This window comes from Amycolatopsis sp. NPDC041971 (assembly GCF_055588925.1).
The window spans coordinates 102,056-120,157 of sequence record NZ_JBVJCE010000007.1; the positions used below are offsets into that span (position 1 = coordinate 102,056).

Sequence of the window (18,102 nt, forward strand, 5' to 3'; positions counted from 1 at the left end):
GCGTCGAGCCCGTCCAACCGGCCGCCTTGAGCGGCTGGACACCTTTTCAGGCGCCGACTTCCTGGATGAGGCTCTTCGGCCGGAGATCGGTCCAGTTCTCCTCGACGTAGGCGAGGCACTCCTGACGGCTCGCCTCGCCGTGCACGCGCGTCCAGCCCGCGGGCACCTCCGCGAAGGTCGGCCAGAGGGAGTGCTGCCCTTCTTCGTTGACCAGCACGAAAAAGGAACCGTCTTCGTTGTCGAATGGGTTGGTCATCGTTGTGTCCTTTCACGTTCCGGCCGGGACCGGAGTTTCTCGGCGACGATGGGTCCAATCTGGGCCAGCGCCGCGGGTTGCACCATGTCGTAGTGGTTGGACGGGATCTCGTGAGGCTCGATGGCCCCGCTGGTGAACTCCTTCCAGCCGGCTTTCGCCACCGGGACGGGCAGATGGCCGGGACGGTCGACGGTGGCGATGAAGAGCAGGATGTCGGCCGCGGAGGGTGAAGTGGTGTGGCGTGGCCCCACCTCCCAGAGGTTGCGCATGACCGCCTCCAGCCGCGATCGGGCGCCCGCTCCCTTGACCAATTGCCCCGCGAGGTCCAGGTCCTGCCGATTCCGTTTTTCGAGCGCTTCTTCGTCACGCGCGGCCTGCTGGCTCGGCGTGCCGGTCGCGTTCCGTCCCATGTAGACGGGATAGGCGTCGAGCAGGGCGAGCAGACCGACCTCCTCCCCCGCCGCTTCGAGCAGGGTCGCGATCGCCTGCGCGATACGCCCGCCGAGAGACCAGCCGAGGAGGTGGTACGGCCCGTTCGGCTGCACGGCGCGGATCTGCTCGAGGTAGTCGGCCGCCATCTCGTCGACGCTGCCCGGCAGTGGTTCGGTCCGGGCCAGTCCTCGCGCCTGCACGCCGTAGACCGGCTGATCCGAGGGCAGATACCGCAGCAGTGGCTCGTAGTTCCAGCTCAAACCGCCGCTCGCGTGGACACAGAACAGGGGCGGGCGGTCGCCGCCGACCCGCAGCGGCAACAGGATCTCGAAGTCACCCGTCCTCACCGCGGCGGTCGACCGCCGTCGCTCGCCCACGACCACCAGGGTCTTGGCCGGCGTCTTGCGGGCGAGCAGGCCCGTGGGCAGCATCTGGTGCCCCGGCTGCCCGAACGGACAGAGCACGGTGGGCAGCTCGGCCGTTCCCGCGTCCACCGCTTGCCCCGTGACGTACAGATCGCCGACGGCCCCGGGAGCCACCGGGTTCAGCCGCTCGTCGAGCAGGAGGGCGCCGAGCGGGCCTTCCCCGGCCAGGCCCGCGACCACCGCCGGCACCGCGCCGGACCACCGCGCCGGTGCGATCACCGGACGGCCGCGTTCGGAGTCGTCGAGGAAGATGTCCAGGTCGCTGATCCGCCGCTCGGGATTCTCCGCCACCTGTTCCAGGACGCGGACCAGTCGCCTGGCCACCGATTCGGCCGTGGCCTCGTCGAACAGGTCGGCGGCGTACCGCAGGGTGCCGTCGATGCCGCCCTCGTTGTCGTCGTCGTCGAAGCGCTCGGTGAGCTCGAACGCGAGATCCAGCTCCATGGCCTCGGTCCCGCCGGGTTCGACATCGGTGCGCAGGGCGGGCAGTTCCGCCGCGTCCCACGACCCGAGGCCTTCCTCGTCCACCCACAGGCCCACCTGGAACACGGGATGCCGGGAGAGCGAGGCCGGCAGGTCCAGCAGCTCGACGACCCGTTCGAAGGGCACGTCGGGGTGCTGGGCCGCGACCTGGGCCGCTTCTTGGACCCGGGAGACGACCTCGAGGAAGGTCGGGTCGCCCGAGACGTCCGTACGCAGGGCGCGCGGCTGGGCGAACGGCCCGATCATCGGCTCGAGGTCGATGAGGTCCTCGTCCCTGGGCAGCGTCGTGCCGATCACCAGGTCCTGGCCCGCGCCGAAGCTGCTCAGCAGCATGGCGAGCGCGGCGTGCACCGACTGGTGCGTGTCCGCGCCGAGCCGCTCCACCGCCCCCGTCAGCCGGGCGTGCGCATCCGCTTCCAGCGGCACTTCGACCGATTCGGTACGCCGCGACGGGACGGCGGGCCGCGGCCGGTCGAACGGGAGCACCGTCTCCCCGTCGATACCCGCCAGGTTGTCCCGCCAGAAGACGACCTGCTCGTTGGTCAGGCTGCCCGGCTCGTCCTCGTCGGCGAGCAGCCGCCGCTCCCAGATCGCGTAGTCGGCGAACTGCAGGGTCAGCGGCGCGCGCTCCGGGACCCGGTTCTCGCGACGCGCGCCGTACGCGGCCGCCAGGTCCCGGAAGAACACGTCGATCGAGTCCTCATCGGTGAGGATGCGGTGCACCCGCAGGTGCAGCACGTGCTCCTTCTCCGAAAGCTCGAAGAGATCGCACCGCCAAGGCACCTCCCGGGTGAGATCGAAGACCAGCTCACGCTGCTCGGCGAGCAGCCCGGGAAGGGCCTCCTCGGTGGCGGGCACCGGGGTCAGCTCGACCGCCAAGGCGTCCTGGATGTGCTGGTGGACGCTCTGCGCGTCCCCGGGGAAGGTCGTGCGGAGGATCTCGTGCCTGGCCGCGACGTCACCGAGCGCCGCCGCCAGCGCGGGCACGTCCAGCCTGCCGCGCAAGCGCAGCGCGACCGAGATGTGCAGACCGGCCGTCTCCTCTCCGGGACGGGCCAGCAGCCAGGCGCGCAGCTGCCGGGCGGTGAGGGGCACCCGGTCCGGTCGTTTCGCGGCTTCCAGCGCGGGACGGGCCTTCGCGGCGAGCGCCCTCGCGACCCCCGCGGGGGTGGGCGAGGAGAACAGCTGCCGGATGGGCAGATCCGCGCCGAGTTCCTCACGGATCCGCGCGATGAGCCGCATGGCCAGCGCCGAACTCCCGCCGAGATCGTGGAAAGCGTCGTCGACCCCCACCTGGTCGACGCCGAGGATCTCGGAGAACAGCGCGCACAGCACCTTCTCGGCCTCGCTCTCGGGCGCCTTCTCCGACCCGCTTCCCGCGAGATCCGGGGCGGGCAGGACCCGGCGGTCGACCTTGCCGTTGGCGGTGACGGGCAAGCCCGGCAGGGCGATGACAGCCATGGGCACCATGTACGCGGGCAGGGCCAGTGCCATCCGCCGCCGGATCTCCTCCGCGCCCGGGTCACCGCCGTCGGAGACGAAGTAGCCGACCAGGCGCTTCTCGCCCGGCTGGTCCTCCCTCGCCACGACGACCGCTTCGACCACTCCCGGCTGGGCCGCCAGCGCGGCCTCCACTTCTCCCAGCTCCACCCGGTAGCCGCGGATCTTGACCTGTTCGTCGGTGCGCCCGAGGAACACCACCTCGCCGTCGCGGGTCCAGCGCGCCAGGTCGCCGGTGCGGTACATGCGCTCACCGGGGAGGAACGGGCACGCCACGAACCGCTCGGCCGTCAGCTCCGGTTTGGCGAGGTACCCGCGTGCCAGGCCCGTGCCCGCGATGTACAGCTCGCCCGCCACTCCAGGGGCGACCGGCCGCAGGAAGGCGTCGAGGAGGTAGATCCGGCGGTTCGTCATGGGATGGCCGATCGGCAGCTCCCGGTCGACCACGTCACCGGGTTCGATCGGGAGCCACGTGGCGCAAAGGGTGGTCTCGGTCGGTCCGTAGGTGTTCCGCACCCGCAGGCCGGGCTGGGCCCGCCGCAGGTTCTCCACGGACTGCGCGGGCACGATGTCGCCGCCGGTGCCGATCTCGACCAGGCCCTCGAAGCACTCCGGCGACGTTTCCGCGAGGGCGCGGAAGGTACCGGCGGTGAGGTGGACGAAGTTCGCGCCGCGTTCGACGGCCCGCCGCACCCCGGCCGCGTCCAGCACGCCCGGTTCGGTGAGCAGCACCCGGCCGCCCGTCGAGAGCGGCACCCACATCGCGTAGAGCGACGGGTCGAAGACGTGCGTCGCGTGCATCAGCACGCCGTCGCCGGGACCGATCTGCCAGCCCGCGTCGCCGGCCAGGCCCGCCACGGCCCCGTGGGGGATGCCCACGCCCTTCGGGGTGCCGGTGGATCCCGACGTGTACATCACATACGCCAGGTCGTCCGCGCTCGGCCGGAACTCCCGCGCCGTGGCGGCCGAAGCGCCGATGGCGGCACGCGTCTCCGGCGCGTCGAGGACGATCGCGCCCGACGGCACGACACCACGGGTGGCCTCGGTGCACAGGACGGTCGAAAGCTCCGAGTCGGCGAGGATGAACGCGATCCGCTCGGCCGGGTACTCGACATCCACCGGGACGTAGGCGGCGCCCGCCTTCCAGATCGCCAAGAACGCGATCAGCAGATCCGGTGACCGCTCCATGGCCACCCCGACCCGGTCTCCCCGGCCGACACCGCGATCGGCGAGGTGACCGGCCAGCCGGTTCGACGCCTGGTCGAGGTCGGCGTAGGTCAGGTCCGTGCCGCCCGCGTCGGTGATCGCCACCGCGTCCGGCGCCGCGGTCACCCGCCGCCCGAACAGCTCGACCACGGACGCCCCCGGTACCGGGCCTTCGGTGGCGTTGAAGTCGTCCACCACCAAGGCGTGCTCGGCCTCACTCAGCAGCGTCAGCCTGCCGACGAGGACGTCGGGCTCGGCGACGAGCCGCTCCAGCACCCTGGCCAACGCGCCGACGACCGACTCCGCGGCCGCCTCGTCGAACAGGCCACGGTCGTAGTCGAGGATGAGCGGCATCCGCTCACCGGGTCCGGTGATCAGGGTGAACGGATAATGCGACGAGTTACGTCCTCGCTTCACCGGGCGCAGGACCAGACCGGTGTCGTCCGGCCCGCCGAGCCCGGCGCGGGGGAAGTTCTCGTAAATGACGAGCGTATCGAAAACCGCTCCGGGTCCGGCCAGGGCCAGCACGTCCTGCAGGCCGAGATGCTGGTGGGCCATGAGCGCCGACTGACTGCTCTGCAGCTCGGCGAACAGGTCGACGGCCCGCCGCGCGCCGTCGAGCCGGACACGCACCGGCAGGGTGTTGAGCAGCTGACCGACCATCGACTCGACGCCGGCCAGGTCTGCGGGCCGTCCCGAGGCGGTCGCGCCGAACACCACATCGGTGCGCCCGGCGAGCTGCGACAACACGACGGCCCAAGCGCCCTGCACGACGCTGTTGAGAGTGAGGCCGTTGCCGCGCGCCAGCCTGGCCACGCCGTCCGTCAGCTCCGGGGACAGTTCGACCACCGCCGTGTGGATGTCCGGCACGCGGGCCGGGTCGGCGGGGACGACCGTGGTCGGGGTGTCCAACCCGGCGAGTTCGTCACGCCAGGCAGTCCGGGCCGCGTCCTTGTCCTGCCGTCCCAGCCAGGCGAGGTAATCCCGGTAGGACACGGTGGGCGGCAGCCCGGACGCGTCGCCGCCCGCGGCGTAGATCGCGGCGAGCTCGCGATGGATGATCGGCATCGACCAGCCGTCCGTGAGGACGTGATGAAGGGTGTGCACGAGCCGGTGGCGCTCCGGGCCCAGCCGGACCAGGTGCAGTTTCATCAGCGGCGCGACCTCGATGCTCAGCCGCTCGGCCACCTCTTCCGCGGCCAGCCGGTCCACCTCGCCGTCGGCGACGTCGTCCGGCAGCCCGGACAGATCCGTTTCACGCCACGGGATCTCGGCGTCCCGCGCGATGACCTGCACCATCTGTGCGCCGCTGACGAAGCGGAAACAGGCCCGCAGCGCGGCGTGCCGGTCCACGAGTGCCTGCCACGACGCCCGCAGGAGTCCCGCGTCCAGCGGGCCGTCGATGCCGTAGACGGTCTGCACCGTGTAGGTGTCAGGCCCGTCCTTGTCGAGGGCGGTGTGATAGAGCATCCCTTCTTGCAGCGGCGAGAGAGGCCAGACGTCCTCGACGCTGGAGCGGGGCTTCGCGCGAGTGTCGTCAACGGTCACGATCTGCTCCTTATGGCGGTTAATCGCGGGCCAATCCGGCCTCGAGTTGGTCCAGCTGGTCAGGGGAAAGGGCGACGAGCATGCCCGCCTCGGGTTCCGGCGCGACGGTGCTCTGGCCTTCGGCCGGGAGTTCCGTGACGAGCTCCGCCAGCCGTTCCGGCGTCTTTTCTTCGAACACCTGCCAGGGGGTCAGTTCCAGGCCCTTCCGGCGCGCACGGGCGGACAGCTGCATCGAGGTGATCGAGTCGCCGCCGAGTTCGAAGAAGCTGTCGTCGGCGCCGACGCGTTCCAGGCCGAGCACTTCCGCGAACAGTTCGCACAGCCGCTTTTCCGTGGCCGTGCGCGGATCCCGTCCGGAGGTCAACCCGGCGAAGTCGGGAGCCTGGAGCGCCCGATGGTCGAGCTTGCCGTTGGGCGTGAGCGGCATCTTGTCCAGCGGGACGAACGCCGAAGGAAGCATGTACTCCGGCAGTCGTCCGGCTGCCAGCTCGCGCAGCGCGGTCATCAGCGGGCCGGCGGGGGTGTCCGCCGACGGCACGATGTAGGCCACCAGTTGTTTGTCGCCCGGCCCGTCCCGGTGGACGGCGATGGCCACCTGGGAGACCCCTGGATGCTCCGAAAGCACGGTCTCGATCTCGGCGGGCTCGACCCGGTACCCGCGCACCTTGACCTGCGCGTCGGCCCGGCCGACGAACATCAGCTGCCCGTCGGTGGTCCAGCGGAACCGGTCGCCGGTGCGGTACATCCGCTCCCCGGGTGCGAACGGACTGGCGACGAACCGTTCCGCCGTCAGCCCCGGACGCCCGAGGTAACCGCGGGCGAGGCCGACCCCCGCGATGTAGAGCTCCCCCGCCACTCCCGGCGCCGCCGGCTGCAGGAAGGAGTCGAGTACGTAGTGCCGCACGTTCCGGATCGGGCCGCCGAGCGGGACCACCTCGTATCCCGGTGACAACGGGGAACTCATCGTCGAGCAGATCGTCGTCTCGGTCGGCCCGTACGCGTTGATCATCCGGCGGCCCGGCGACCAGCGGTCCGCCAGCGCGGGCGTGCACACCTCGCCGCCCGTCAGCACGCTTTCCAGGCTGTCCGGCAGGTCTTCCTCCGCGGCCAGCACGCTCGGCGACACGGTGAGATGGGTGACGCCCCACCGCCGCAGCGCGTCGCCCAGTGTCACCCGCGGCGGCATGCTCTCCGCATCGGGCAGCACCAGCGTCCCGCCCGCCAGCAAAGCCATGTACAGCTCGGAAACGATGGCGTCGAAACCGATGGCTGACAGCTGCAGGACGCGCGAGGAGGACGTGACGCCGAGGCGCTCGATATGCGCCGCGGCGAGGTTGCCGAGTCCGGAGTGGGTGACCATGACACCCTTGGGCACCCCGGTCGACCCTGACGTGTAGATGACGTACGCCGCGTCGGTCGGCGCCACCCGCGGCAGCACCACGTCGGGATCGGAAGCGGGCAGCTCGTCCAGCACCAGCACCGAACCCGCGAACCCCGAGGGCACGACCGACCGGGTGGCGGTGGTGCACACCAGCACTTCGGGTGCCGAACTCGCCAGCATCAGCTCGATCCGCTCGCGCGGGTAGTCCGGATCGACCGGCACGAACGACCCACCGGCGAACGACACCGCCATCAGGGTCACCGCCAGCTCGGCCGAGCGGCCGACCACCACGCCGACCCTGGTCTCCCGCCGCACACCCAGCCCCACGAGCAGCCGTGCCAGGGATTCCACCTCTTCGAGCAGCTCACCGAACGTCAGGCGGCGCCTGGCGTCCTCCACCGCCACCGCGTCCCGCGACCGCTCCACCTGTCCTCGGAAGAGCACCGGCAGTGCCTCGGCTTCGAACGGGACGTCGGTCCGATTCCACTCGTCCACCACCAGACGGCGCCGCTCCGGCGCGATCAGGGCGACCCGGCCCACCGGCAGCCGCGGCTCGGCCACGACCTGCTCCACGGCCTGGAGGATCGACGCGACGACCTCTTCGGCCTGTGCCCGGTCGTAGGCGTCCGGGCGGTAGATGCATTCACCGCGGATGCCACCGGCCGCGGACACCCGCATGGACAGCGGGTAGTGCCCGGTGTCGTTCGGGATCGCCGCGGGACGCATGACGAGCGCGTCGGGGGCGTCGGACGGGTTCAGCGGGGACGGAGGGTTCTCGAAGACGACGATCGTGTCGAACGCCGCGCCCTGACCGGCCAGCTGGTTGATCTCGGCCAGCCCGATGTGCTGGTGCGCCATCATCCCGACCTGACGTTCCTGCAGATCCGTCAGCATGTCGACGAACGGTTCGGCGCCGGTCAGGCGAGCACGGACCGGCAGCATGTTCATGAACAGGCCGACGGCGGACTCGACACCGGGGATCTCGGGCGGGCGCCCGGCCACCGTGGCACCGAAGACCACGTCGTCGCGTCCCGTCAGCCGGGCGAGGAGCAGCGACCAGACCCCTTGGAAGAGCGTGTTCACCGTGACGCCGTGACCGCGGGTGAACTCGACCAGCCGCCTGCTCGCGTCCTCGTCGAGTTCGAACGTGACGCGGTCGGGTTCGATGGGCGCGATGATCGAGTCCGGCGGCACGACGTGGGTCGCCTCGTCGAGTCCCGCGAGTTCGGTCCGCCATGCCTCCCTGGCGGCCGCCTTGTCCTGGCGGGCGAGCCAGGTGAGGTAGTCGCGGTACGACGTCGGGACGGGCAGGGCCCGGCCGTCGCCGCCGGCTTCGTACGCGGCCACCACGTCGGTGATGAGGAGCGGAAGTGACCACCCGTCGGCCGCGATGTGGTGCGACGCGAGGGCCAGCCGGTGCCGTCCTTCCCCGAGGCGCACCAGATGCAGTCGCAGCGACGGTGCCTGGGTCAGGTCGAACCGTTCGGCGTGCAGTTCCGCGGCGAGGCGGTCGAACTCCGCCAGCGCCTCGTGTTCGGGCAGGTGGGAGAGGTCGGTCTCCAGCCACGGCACCGCCACCTCGCGGGCGACCGCTTGCACGGCCTCGCCGGACTCGAGCTGGTGGAAACTCGCGCGCAGGGCGGCGTGCCGGTCGAGCAGGGCCTGCCACGAGGCCCGGAAGCGGGGGACGTCCAGCGGACCGTCGAGGGCGAGGGTCCGCAGGCTCGCGTAGACGTCCGGGCCGCGCTCGTCGGCGGCGTGGAACAGCAGACCTTCCTGCAGTGGCGAGAGCGGCCAGATGTCCTGCAGGCCCGGTACGGCGGCCTCGACCTCTTCCACCTCTCGCTGCGTCAGCGCGGTGAGCGGGAAGTCCGACGGCGTGTAACCGCCGGAGCGGTCATCGCCGACGTGGGCGGCGAGGCCGGTCAGCATGTCCAGCCACGCCTTCGCGAGCGACTCCGCGTCGGCTTCGCCGAGCACCCGCTCGGCCCACGTCACGGTCAGGCTGAACTCGGGTCCGTCGGCGGAGTCCAGCACGACCGCGTCGATTTCCACGACGTGACGCAACGGCGCGTCCTGTTCCGCCGTGCCGCCGATGGTCCCCGCGATCTGCCAGGGTTCCGCCGCGCCGCCGCGCCGGGCCGAGAAGCGGCCGAGGTAGTTGAACCCGATCTCCGCCTCCGGCAGCGCCGCCAGTGCCCGGCCCGTCTCGGCGTCGAGGTACCGCAGCATCCCGTAGCCGAGCCCGCCGTCGGGCACGGCCCGCACGTTCTCCTTGACCTTCTTCAGCAGGACGCCCGCCGCGTCGCCACCGGCGAGCGCTTCGGCGGTGTCCACCCCGGCCACGTCGAGCCGGAGCGGATGCACGTCGGTGAACCAGCCGACCGTCCGCGACAGGTCCAGCTCGTCGAGGGGCTGACGGCCGTGCCCTTCGACGTCCACCACGACGGCGGTACCGCCGCGCCAGTGAGCCACCGCGCCCGCCAGGGTGGCCAGCAGCACCTCGTGGACACCGCAGTGGAAAGCGGAAGTGGCCTTCTCCACGAGCACGCTCGCCCGGTCCCGTGGCAGGGTCCATGACCTGCGTCCCGCGGTCGACACGGTGTCCCGCGACCGGTCGAGTTCGCCGACCCGCGCCGGTGCTCCGTCGAGGATCCGCGTCCACATCTCGAGTTCGGTGGTGCGGTTCACCGCCTGTTCGGTCAGCGTCCGCGCCCAGCGCCGGAACGACACGTTCGACGGATCGAGCACCGGCTCCCGGCCGGCGGCCACGGCTTCACAGGCCAGACGCAGGTCCGGCAGCAGGATGCGCCACGACACCACGTCGACCGCGATGTGGTGGGCCACCACGACGAGCCGCCCCATCCGGCCGGGTCCCGCGTCCACCCACACCACCTGGACCATCTCTCCGCCGGCGGGATCCAGCCGTCCGGCCGCCTCGTGGGCGCACCGATCCGCGACCTCGTCGACGTCACCCGTACCGGCCTCGACCCGCTCGACCAGCCTGGCCGCGGCGACCGTTCCCCGGTCGGCCACGACCAGCCGGGGCTCTTCCCCGTCGTTCTCGACGACCCGGCTCCGCACGAGGTCGTGGGCGTCGATCACGGCGCTCAAACCAGCTGTCAGCACCTCCAGGGACAGGTCTTCGGGCGCACCGACGGTGACCCACTGCGCGAGCGCTCCCCGGGTCATCGCGTGGTGATCGCGTTCGATCAGCGCCCGCATCACCGGCGTCCAGGCGACTTCACCGACACCGTCCTCGGCGTCGGCCTGTGCCACCCCGCCGCGTTCGGCGATCGCCGCGATCCCCGCGGGTGTCTTCTGCTCGAAGACCTGCTTCGCGCCGAAGACGAGGTCCTCGCGTCGCGCACGGGCGGCCAACCGCATGGAGAGGATCGAGTCCCCGCCCAGCTCGAAGAAACCGTCGTCGGCGCCGACCCGGTCCAGCCCGAGGATCTCGGCGAACAGGTCGCACAGCACGCGTTCGGTCTCGGTGCGCGGTGCGCGACCGGCCTGCTTCCCGGTGAATTCGGGGGCGGGCAAGGCCGCGCGGTCGATCTTCCCGTTGAGCGTCAGCGGGAAGGTGTCCAGCACCAGCACCACGGCGGGCACCATGAAGTCCGGCAGCCGGGTCGCGAGCCGCTCGCGGACCGCGCCGGATTCCAGTCCTCGCCCCGTTTCCGCGGTCACGTAGGCGATCAGCCGCTTCTCGCCGGGACGTTCTTCCCGTGCCACCACCACGGCCTGCGCGACGCCGGGGACCTCCGTCAGCGCGGCTTCGATCTCTCCCGGTTCGACGCGGTAGCCGCGGATCTTCACCTGGGAGTCGGCCCGTCCGGCGAACAGCAGCTCACCGTCGTCCGTCCAGCGCGCCAGGTCCCCGGTGCGGTACATGCGTTCGCCGGACGAGAACGGGTTGGCGACGAACCGCCGCGCCGTCTGACCGCTGGCGCCCGAATAACCGTGCGCCAGACCCGCGCCGGCGAGGTACAGCTCCCCGGTCACGTTCGGCGCCACCGGCTGGAGGAACGCGTCGAGGACGTACGCCCGCCTGCCGTCCAGCGGCCCGCCGATCGGCAGGGTGTCCCCCGTTTCGGCCCCTGGTTCGAGGACGAGCCACGTGGCGCACAAGGTGATCTCGGTAGGTCCGTAGAGCTGACGGAACCTGACGTCCGGGCACGCCCGGCGCATCCGCGCGACCGAGGCGAGCGGCACCGCGTCACCGCCGGTCAAGATCTCCCGCAGGCCGGTGAAGGACTCCGGTGCTTCCTCGGCCACGACCCGGAAGGTCCCGGCCGTCAGGTGAACGGTGGTCACGCCGCGTTCGATCGCTTCCCGCAACCGCTGCGCGTCGACCGCCCCCGGCTCCGCGACCACGACGGCGGCACCGCTGACCAGCGGCACCCAGATCTCGACCAGCGAGGCGTCGAACGCGTGCGACGCGTGCAGCAGCACGCGATCACCGGGGCCCTGCGACCAGCCGGGGTCGCAGGCCAGTGCCGCCACGCTTCCGTGCGGTACCGCGACTCCCTTGGGCACACCGGTCGATCCCGACGTGTACATCACGTAGGCGACGTCGTGCGGTCCGAGCGTGAGCGACGGTGCCTCGTGCCGTGCGCCCGCGACTTCCGGCGCGTCCATGACCACCGGTTCGATCGCGTCCGGCACCGCGTTCCGGGTCTTTCCCACGCAGACCGCCGCCGACGCGCCGGCGTCGGACAACATCCGTTCGATCCGGTCCGCGGGATAGTCCGTGTTCACCGGTACCTGCGCCGCCCCCGCCTTCCAGACCGCGAGCAGCGCGACGAGCAGGTTCGCGCCGCGGTCCAGCACCACGCCGACGCGGTCGCCGCGCCGGACGCCAATCTCGGCCAGGTACCCCGCCAGGCGATCCGATTCCCGGTCCAGCTCGGCGTAGGACAGGGTCTGGCCGGCGTCGATGACCGCCACCGCGTCCGGCGAGGCACCTGCCCGCCGCCGGAACGACTCCACCACCGACGGCCCGCCGTGCGCTTCGCCGGTCGAGTTCCAGCGCTCCACCACCGACGCGCGTGCCGCTTCGCTCGTCACGGCCAGGCGGCCGACGGGAAGCGAAGCCTCCGCCGCCACCCGTCCGGCGATCCGCACGACCTGCCTCGCGACCTCGGCGGCCGTCTCCCGGCTGATCCGGTCCGGCCGGTAGGACACGTTGACCCGTAAGCGATCCCCGAGACCGGCGTTCATGGTCAGCGGATAGCCGGTGCCGGTCCGGGTGGCGACCGAGCTGATCTTGATCCCGCCGTCGTCGCCGAGACCGTCGGCGGTGTGCGGGTAGTTCTCGATCATCACGATGGTGTCGAAGACCGCGCCCGGCCCCGCCGCCTTCTGGATCTCCGGCAGCCCGGGGTACTGGTGCTCGGACAACGTCAGCTGGCGCGCCTGCAGGTCCTGGAGTGTCTCCAGCACCGACCGGCCGCCGTCGAACCGCACGCGGGCCGGGACGGTGTTGATGAACATCCCCACCATCCGCTCGACGTCCGGCACCTCCGCCGGCCGCCCGGACACCACGTTCCCGAACACCACATCGGTCCGGCACGCCAGCCGCGCCAGTACCAAGGCCCAAGCGGCCTGCAGGATCGTGCTCAACGTCAGGTCATGACCACGGGCGAAGTCGGCGAGGGCCCGCGTCTCCTCCTCGGACAGCGATTCGGAATGGTTGGCCGGCATCACCATCGTCTTGTCCGCGTCTGCGTCCACCACGGTCGGTTCGTCCGTGCCGGCGAGCTCGGACCGCCAAACCGCCCGGGTCGCCTCCTCGTCCTGTCCACTCAGCCACGCCAAGTAGTCCTTGAAGGACGGTGCCGGCGGAAGGTCCTGTCCGCCGCCCGCGTAGACGGTCGACACCTCGCCCAAAACGAGTGGTGTCGACCAGCCGTCGAGGATCACGTGGTGCGAAGTCACCACGAGGCGATGCCGGTCCGCGCCGAGCCGGATCAGCGTGAGCCGGAGCAGCGGCGCCCGGGTCACGTCGAACCGCTTTGCCTGGTCCTCCGCGAGCAGGCGGTCGATCTCCACGGCCGCGTCCGCCTCGTCGAGCTGCGACAGATCGGCTTCACGCCAAGGGATTTCGGCCTCGTCGACGATGACCTGCACCGTTTCGCCCGAGCCCAGCTGAGGAAAGCCCGCCCGGAGCGATTCGTGCCGGGAGAGCACTCGGTTCCAGGCGGCGCGCAGCCGTCGCGCGTCGAGCGGTCCGTCGAGGTCGAGGATCCGCTGGCTCTGGTAGACGTCGACGCCGTCCTCGTCGAAGGCACGTTCGAAGAGCATGCCTTCCTGGAGCGGGGACAACGGCCAGATGTCCGTCAGTCCCGGCGCCGTGGCCTCCAGCTCCGTGACATCCCGCCGAGTCAGGTCGACGAGAGCGAAATCGGACGGCGTGTGCCCACCGGCGCCGGGAACGGCGGCGTGGGCCGCGAGACCGGTCAGCATCGCCGCCCAGGCCTCGCCGAGTCGCTCCACCGTGGCGGGGTCGAGATCCCGGCCTTCCACGACGAGCCTCAGCCGGGGTCCGGCCGGCGTGTCCTGAACGTCCGCGCCGACCTCCAGCGCGTGGACGAGGACCATCTCCGGACCGCCGCCGAGCGACCCGTCGGTCAGCTGCCACGCGCCGTCCTCGGCGGCGCGACCGGTCCGGCCGAGATAGTTGAAGCCGATCTGCGCGGACGGCAGCCCGGCCAGCCTCGCCCGGGTGTCGGGGTTGAGATGGCGCAACAATCCATAACCGAGCCCGTCGCCGGGGACGGCACCGGCCTGTTCCTTGACCGTCTTCAGCAACTCCCCCGCCGCCGCTTCCCCGGCCGCCGCGGCGGGAAGATCGACACCGGAAACGTCGAGCCGGACCGGATGAACGCTGGTGAACCAGCCGACGGTGCGCACCAGGTCCTCACCGTCGGCGGCGTCGCGGCCATGGCCTTCCACGTCCACCAGAACCCCGGCGCCGGCGGCCACCGCACCGGCGAGCCCGGCCAGCAAGACGTCTTGAACACCACAGTGGAAGGCTCCCGGCATCCGAGCGACCAAGGCACGCGCCACGGATCCGGACAGGGTCGAGGACCACGAGTGCGACTGCCCGGCGACCGGTTCCAGCGCCGGCCTAGCGTCCTCGAGCACGGCGACCCATCGATCGAGTTCGGCCACCGTGTCTTCGCTGAAGGCCTGTTCGGTCAGCCGCCGCGCCCACCGCCGGTACGACGTCGTCACGGGTTCGAGTGCGGGGGTTCCGCCGGCGACGGCCTCGTCGTAAGCCGCCCGGAGATCCGGCAGCAGGATCCCCCACGAGACCGCGTCCACCGCCAGGTGATGCGCCACGAAGACCAACCGGCCCGGCTCGGTGTTCCCGGCGTCGACCCAGACGAGCCGCGCCACGATCCCCGCCGACGGGTTCAGCGTGCCCGCCGCCGTCCTGGCCTCGCGCGCGGCGAGTTCGCCGATGTCACCGCTGTCACCGGCGCCCGCCGCCACCCGCGTCACCAGACCGGCCGCGTCCACCGCACCCGGCGCGGCCACCATCAGCCGTCCGTCGGACTCCACGCGGACCCGAAGAAGGTCGTGCACGTCCAGCACGGCTTGCAGGGCCTTCGCGAGCGCGTCCGGGTCGAAGTTCGCCGGAGTGACGACGATGCGCGCCTGCGCGAAGCCGGGGCGCAACGCGTCATCCCCGAGGGCACGCATCACCGGCGTCCACGGGATCTCCCCGACACCTGTGCCCCCTGTGTCCCCTGTGTCCATAGTGGAGGCCCGTACCGGCTGTGCCTCGTTCGCCAGCACCGCCAGCCTGCCGGGGGTCCGGTGTTCGAACACCAGCCGCGGCGTCAGGGAGATGCCCTCGCGCCGCGCGCGGGCGGCCACCTGCATCGACGAGATCGAGTCGCCGCCCAGTTCGAAGAAGCTGTCCTCCACGCCGACCCGCTCCAGGCCGAGCACCTCGGCGAACACTCCACAAAGGACTCGTTCGGCCTCGGTCGAGGGCTCACGGCCCGCCGCTTTCTTGGAGAAGTCCGGTTCGGGCAGAGCCCGCCGGTCCACCTTGCCGTTGACCGTCAACGGCAACTCGTCCAGCACCAGCAGCGCGACCGGGATCATGAACTCGGGCAGCGTCTCGGCGAGCCGTTCGCGCAGCCGCGCCGGGTCGGCGTCCTGTCCGGCTTCGGCGACCACGTAACCGATCAGCTGCTCGTGCCGGGCGAGCACCACGGCCTGACCGACACCGGGCAGGGCGGCGAGGGCGGCCTCGACCTCACCGGGCTCCACCCGGTACCCGCGGATCTTCACCTGGTCGTCGGCGCGTCCGGCGAAGACCAGCGTGCCCTCGTCCGTCCAGGAAGCCAGATCCCCGGTCCGGTACATCCGCGCGCCGGGAACGAACGGATCGGCGACGAACCGCTCGGCCGTCAACGCCGAACGGCTCAGGTAGCCCTGCGCCACACCGGCTCCGGCTACGTACAGCTCACCCGGCGACCCCGGCGGCACGGGCCGCAGGAAAGCGTCGAGGACGTAGGCCCGCCGTCCCGCGAGCGGACGGCCGATCGGCAGCACCGATCCCGTCGGGGCACCGGGTTCCAGTACCCACCAAGTCGCGCACAGCGTGGCTTCCGTCGGGCCGTAGAGATGCCGCACCCGCACCTCCGGGCACACCCTCCGCACCCGCTCCACCGCCGCCGGCGGCACGGCGTCCCCACCGGTCAGCACCTCGCGCAGCCCGGCGATCGACTCCGGCGCCTCCTCCGCCAGCACGCGGAAGGATCCCGCGGTGAGGTGGGCGGCCGTGACACCCGCGGCCACGTAACCCGCGAGCGCCTCGCCGTCCACCGCCCCCGGTCCGGCGAGCATCAGCCTGGCACCCGCGAGCAGCGGCACCCACATCTCGAACAAGGAGATGTCGAAAGCGTGCGAGGCGTGCATCAGCACGGTGTCCCCGGGGCCGACCCGCCAGCCGGGTTCCCCGACCAGTGCCGCGACATCGCCGTGTGACACCGCGACACCCTTCGGCGTCCCGGTCGAACCCGACGTGTACATCACGTAAGCGACGTCGTCCGCGCTCACGCCGGCCGACAGGCGAGGGGCTCGGGCCACCGCCCGACGCGTCGCCGGATCGTCGAGGACGATCGGTTCGAGCCCTCCGTCCAGCACCGCGCTCCGGTACGTTTCCGCGCACACCACCGCCGCCGGATCGGCGTCGGAGAGCATGAACTTCACGCGTTCCACCGGATAGGCGGGGTCGACCGGGAGATACGCCGCGCCCGCTTTCCACACCGCGAGCAACGTCGCGATCAGATCGCGCGAGCGTTCCATCACCACGGCCACGCGATCACCGCGCCGGACGCCCCGGCCGTTCAGGTAACCGGCGATCCGCTCCGCGTGCTCGGCCAGTTCCCCGTAGGACAGCGTCGAATCACCCTCGACGACCGCGATCTCGTCACGGCGGCTCTCGACCTGGCCGTCGAACAGCTCCGGGGACAGTGTGCCCGGCGCCGGGGCGGACGCGGCACCCCAGTCGTTCACCACCAGGTCACGCTCGGCCGCGGTCGTCACCTCGACGTCGGCCACCGTGAGACCGGCCGCGTCCGTCAGGCGGCGCAGTACCTCACCGAAGCGCTCGAGGATGGAAAGCGCGGTGTCCCGGTCGAACAGATCCGGCAGATAGTCGAGTTTGAGGAGCAACGACTCGCCGGGGACGGCGACCAGTGTCAGCGGGTAGTGGGCGGCGATCCGGCCCTGGTTGATCCTGGTGACCAGGGTTTCCCGGTCGCCGGGCCCATGGTGGAACTTCTCGAAGACGATCAACGTGTCGAAGACGGCACCGGGGCCCGCCTCGTGCTGGATGTCCGCCAAACCCACGTATTGGTCGGGAATGAGGGCCGACTGCCGCTTCTGCAGATCCGTCAGCAGTTCCATGACCGGGGTGGCGCCGTGCAACCGCACGCGCACGGGAACCGTGTTGAGGAACAGCCCCACCATTCCTTCCACGCCGGGCAGATCCGGCGGGCGCGCCGACACCGTCGCGCCGAACACCACGTCGGTCCGGCCGGCGAGCCGCGCCAGCACCATCGCCCACGCGCCCTGTACGACCGTGTTCAGCGTCAGCCCCCGCCCGCGGGCCAGCTCGCCCAGCGATCGCAGGAGGGCCGAAGGCAGCCGGATTTCGACGCTCTCCGGCACCGACGGCACCCGGCCGGGATCGGCGGGCGCCACCAGTGTCGGCTCCTCGGCACCGCTCAGCTCCGCCGCCCACGCCGACAGCGACCTCGTCTTGTCCTGCCGGTTCAGCCACGCGAGATATGCCCCGTAGGAGGTCACTTCCGGCAGCGCCGACCTGTCCCCGCCCGCCGCGTACAGTTCCGACATCTCGTCGACCAGGATCGGCAGCGACCAGCCGTCGAGGATCGTGTGGTGACAGGTCACCACAAGGCGGTGCGTTTCGTGCCCGAGCCGGATCAAAGTCAGGCGCAGCAACGGTGCCTGCGCGAGGTCGAAGCGCTTCGTCCGATCCTCTTCGGAGAGCTCCCGCACGGCTTCTTCGGGGTCTTCGAGGTGGGAAAGGTCGACCTCCCGCCACGGCAGTTCCACCTGCCGGGCGATGAGCTGTACCGTCTCACCCGATTTGCGCTGCCGGAAGCAGGCCCGCAGCGGGGCGTGCCTGGCCAGCACGGCCGCCCACGCCTCACGCAGCCTTCCCGCGTCCACCCGCCCGTCGAGGTCCAGGATCCAATGTCCTATGTAGACGTCGGGGCCTTCGCCGTCGTAGACCGCGTGGAAGAGCAACCCGGCCTGCAGCGGCGACAGCGGCCAGATTTCCTCGATCCGCGACTGAGCCATCAATATCTCCCTCGATC

The 18,102-nt window shown here is 71.3% G+C and carries 3 protein-coding genes; all 3 read right to left on the bottom strand.

From position 1 onward, the window contains the following. Positions 1 to 46: 46 nt before the first annotated feature. From ACZ6DT_RS16515 to ACZ6DT_RS16525, 3 genes are read right to left on the bottom strand one after another with little or no spacing between them, the layout of a single operon-like run. Positions 47 to 256: an MbtH family protein gene (locus tag ACZ6DT_RS16515; protein ID WP_276367472.1), complete on the bottom strand. Its 210-nt coding sequence runs from the start codon at positions 254 to 256 to the stop codon at positions 47 to 49. Then, entirely contained in the window at positions 253 to 5,850 is a 5,598-nt protein-coding gene (locus ACZ6DT_RS16520; protein ID WP_465595136.1) for an amino acid adenylation domain-containing protein, read from the bottom strand. Before ACZ6DT_RS16520 ends, ACZ6DT_RS16515 begins: the two co-directional genes overlap by 4 nt. Positions 5,851 to 5,869: 19 nt before the next feature. Then, complete coding sequence (locus tag ACZ6DT_RS16525; RefSeq protein ID WP_465595138.1) at positions 5,870 to 18,085, bottom strand: non-ribosomal peptide synthetase; 12,216 nt, start codon at positions 18,083 to 18,085, stop codon at positions 5,870 to 5,872. Positions 18,086 to 18,102: the final 17 nt, after the last annotated feature.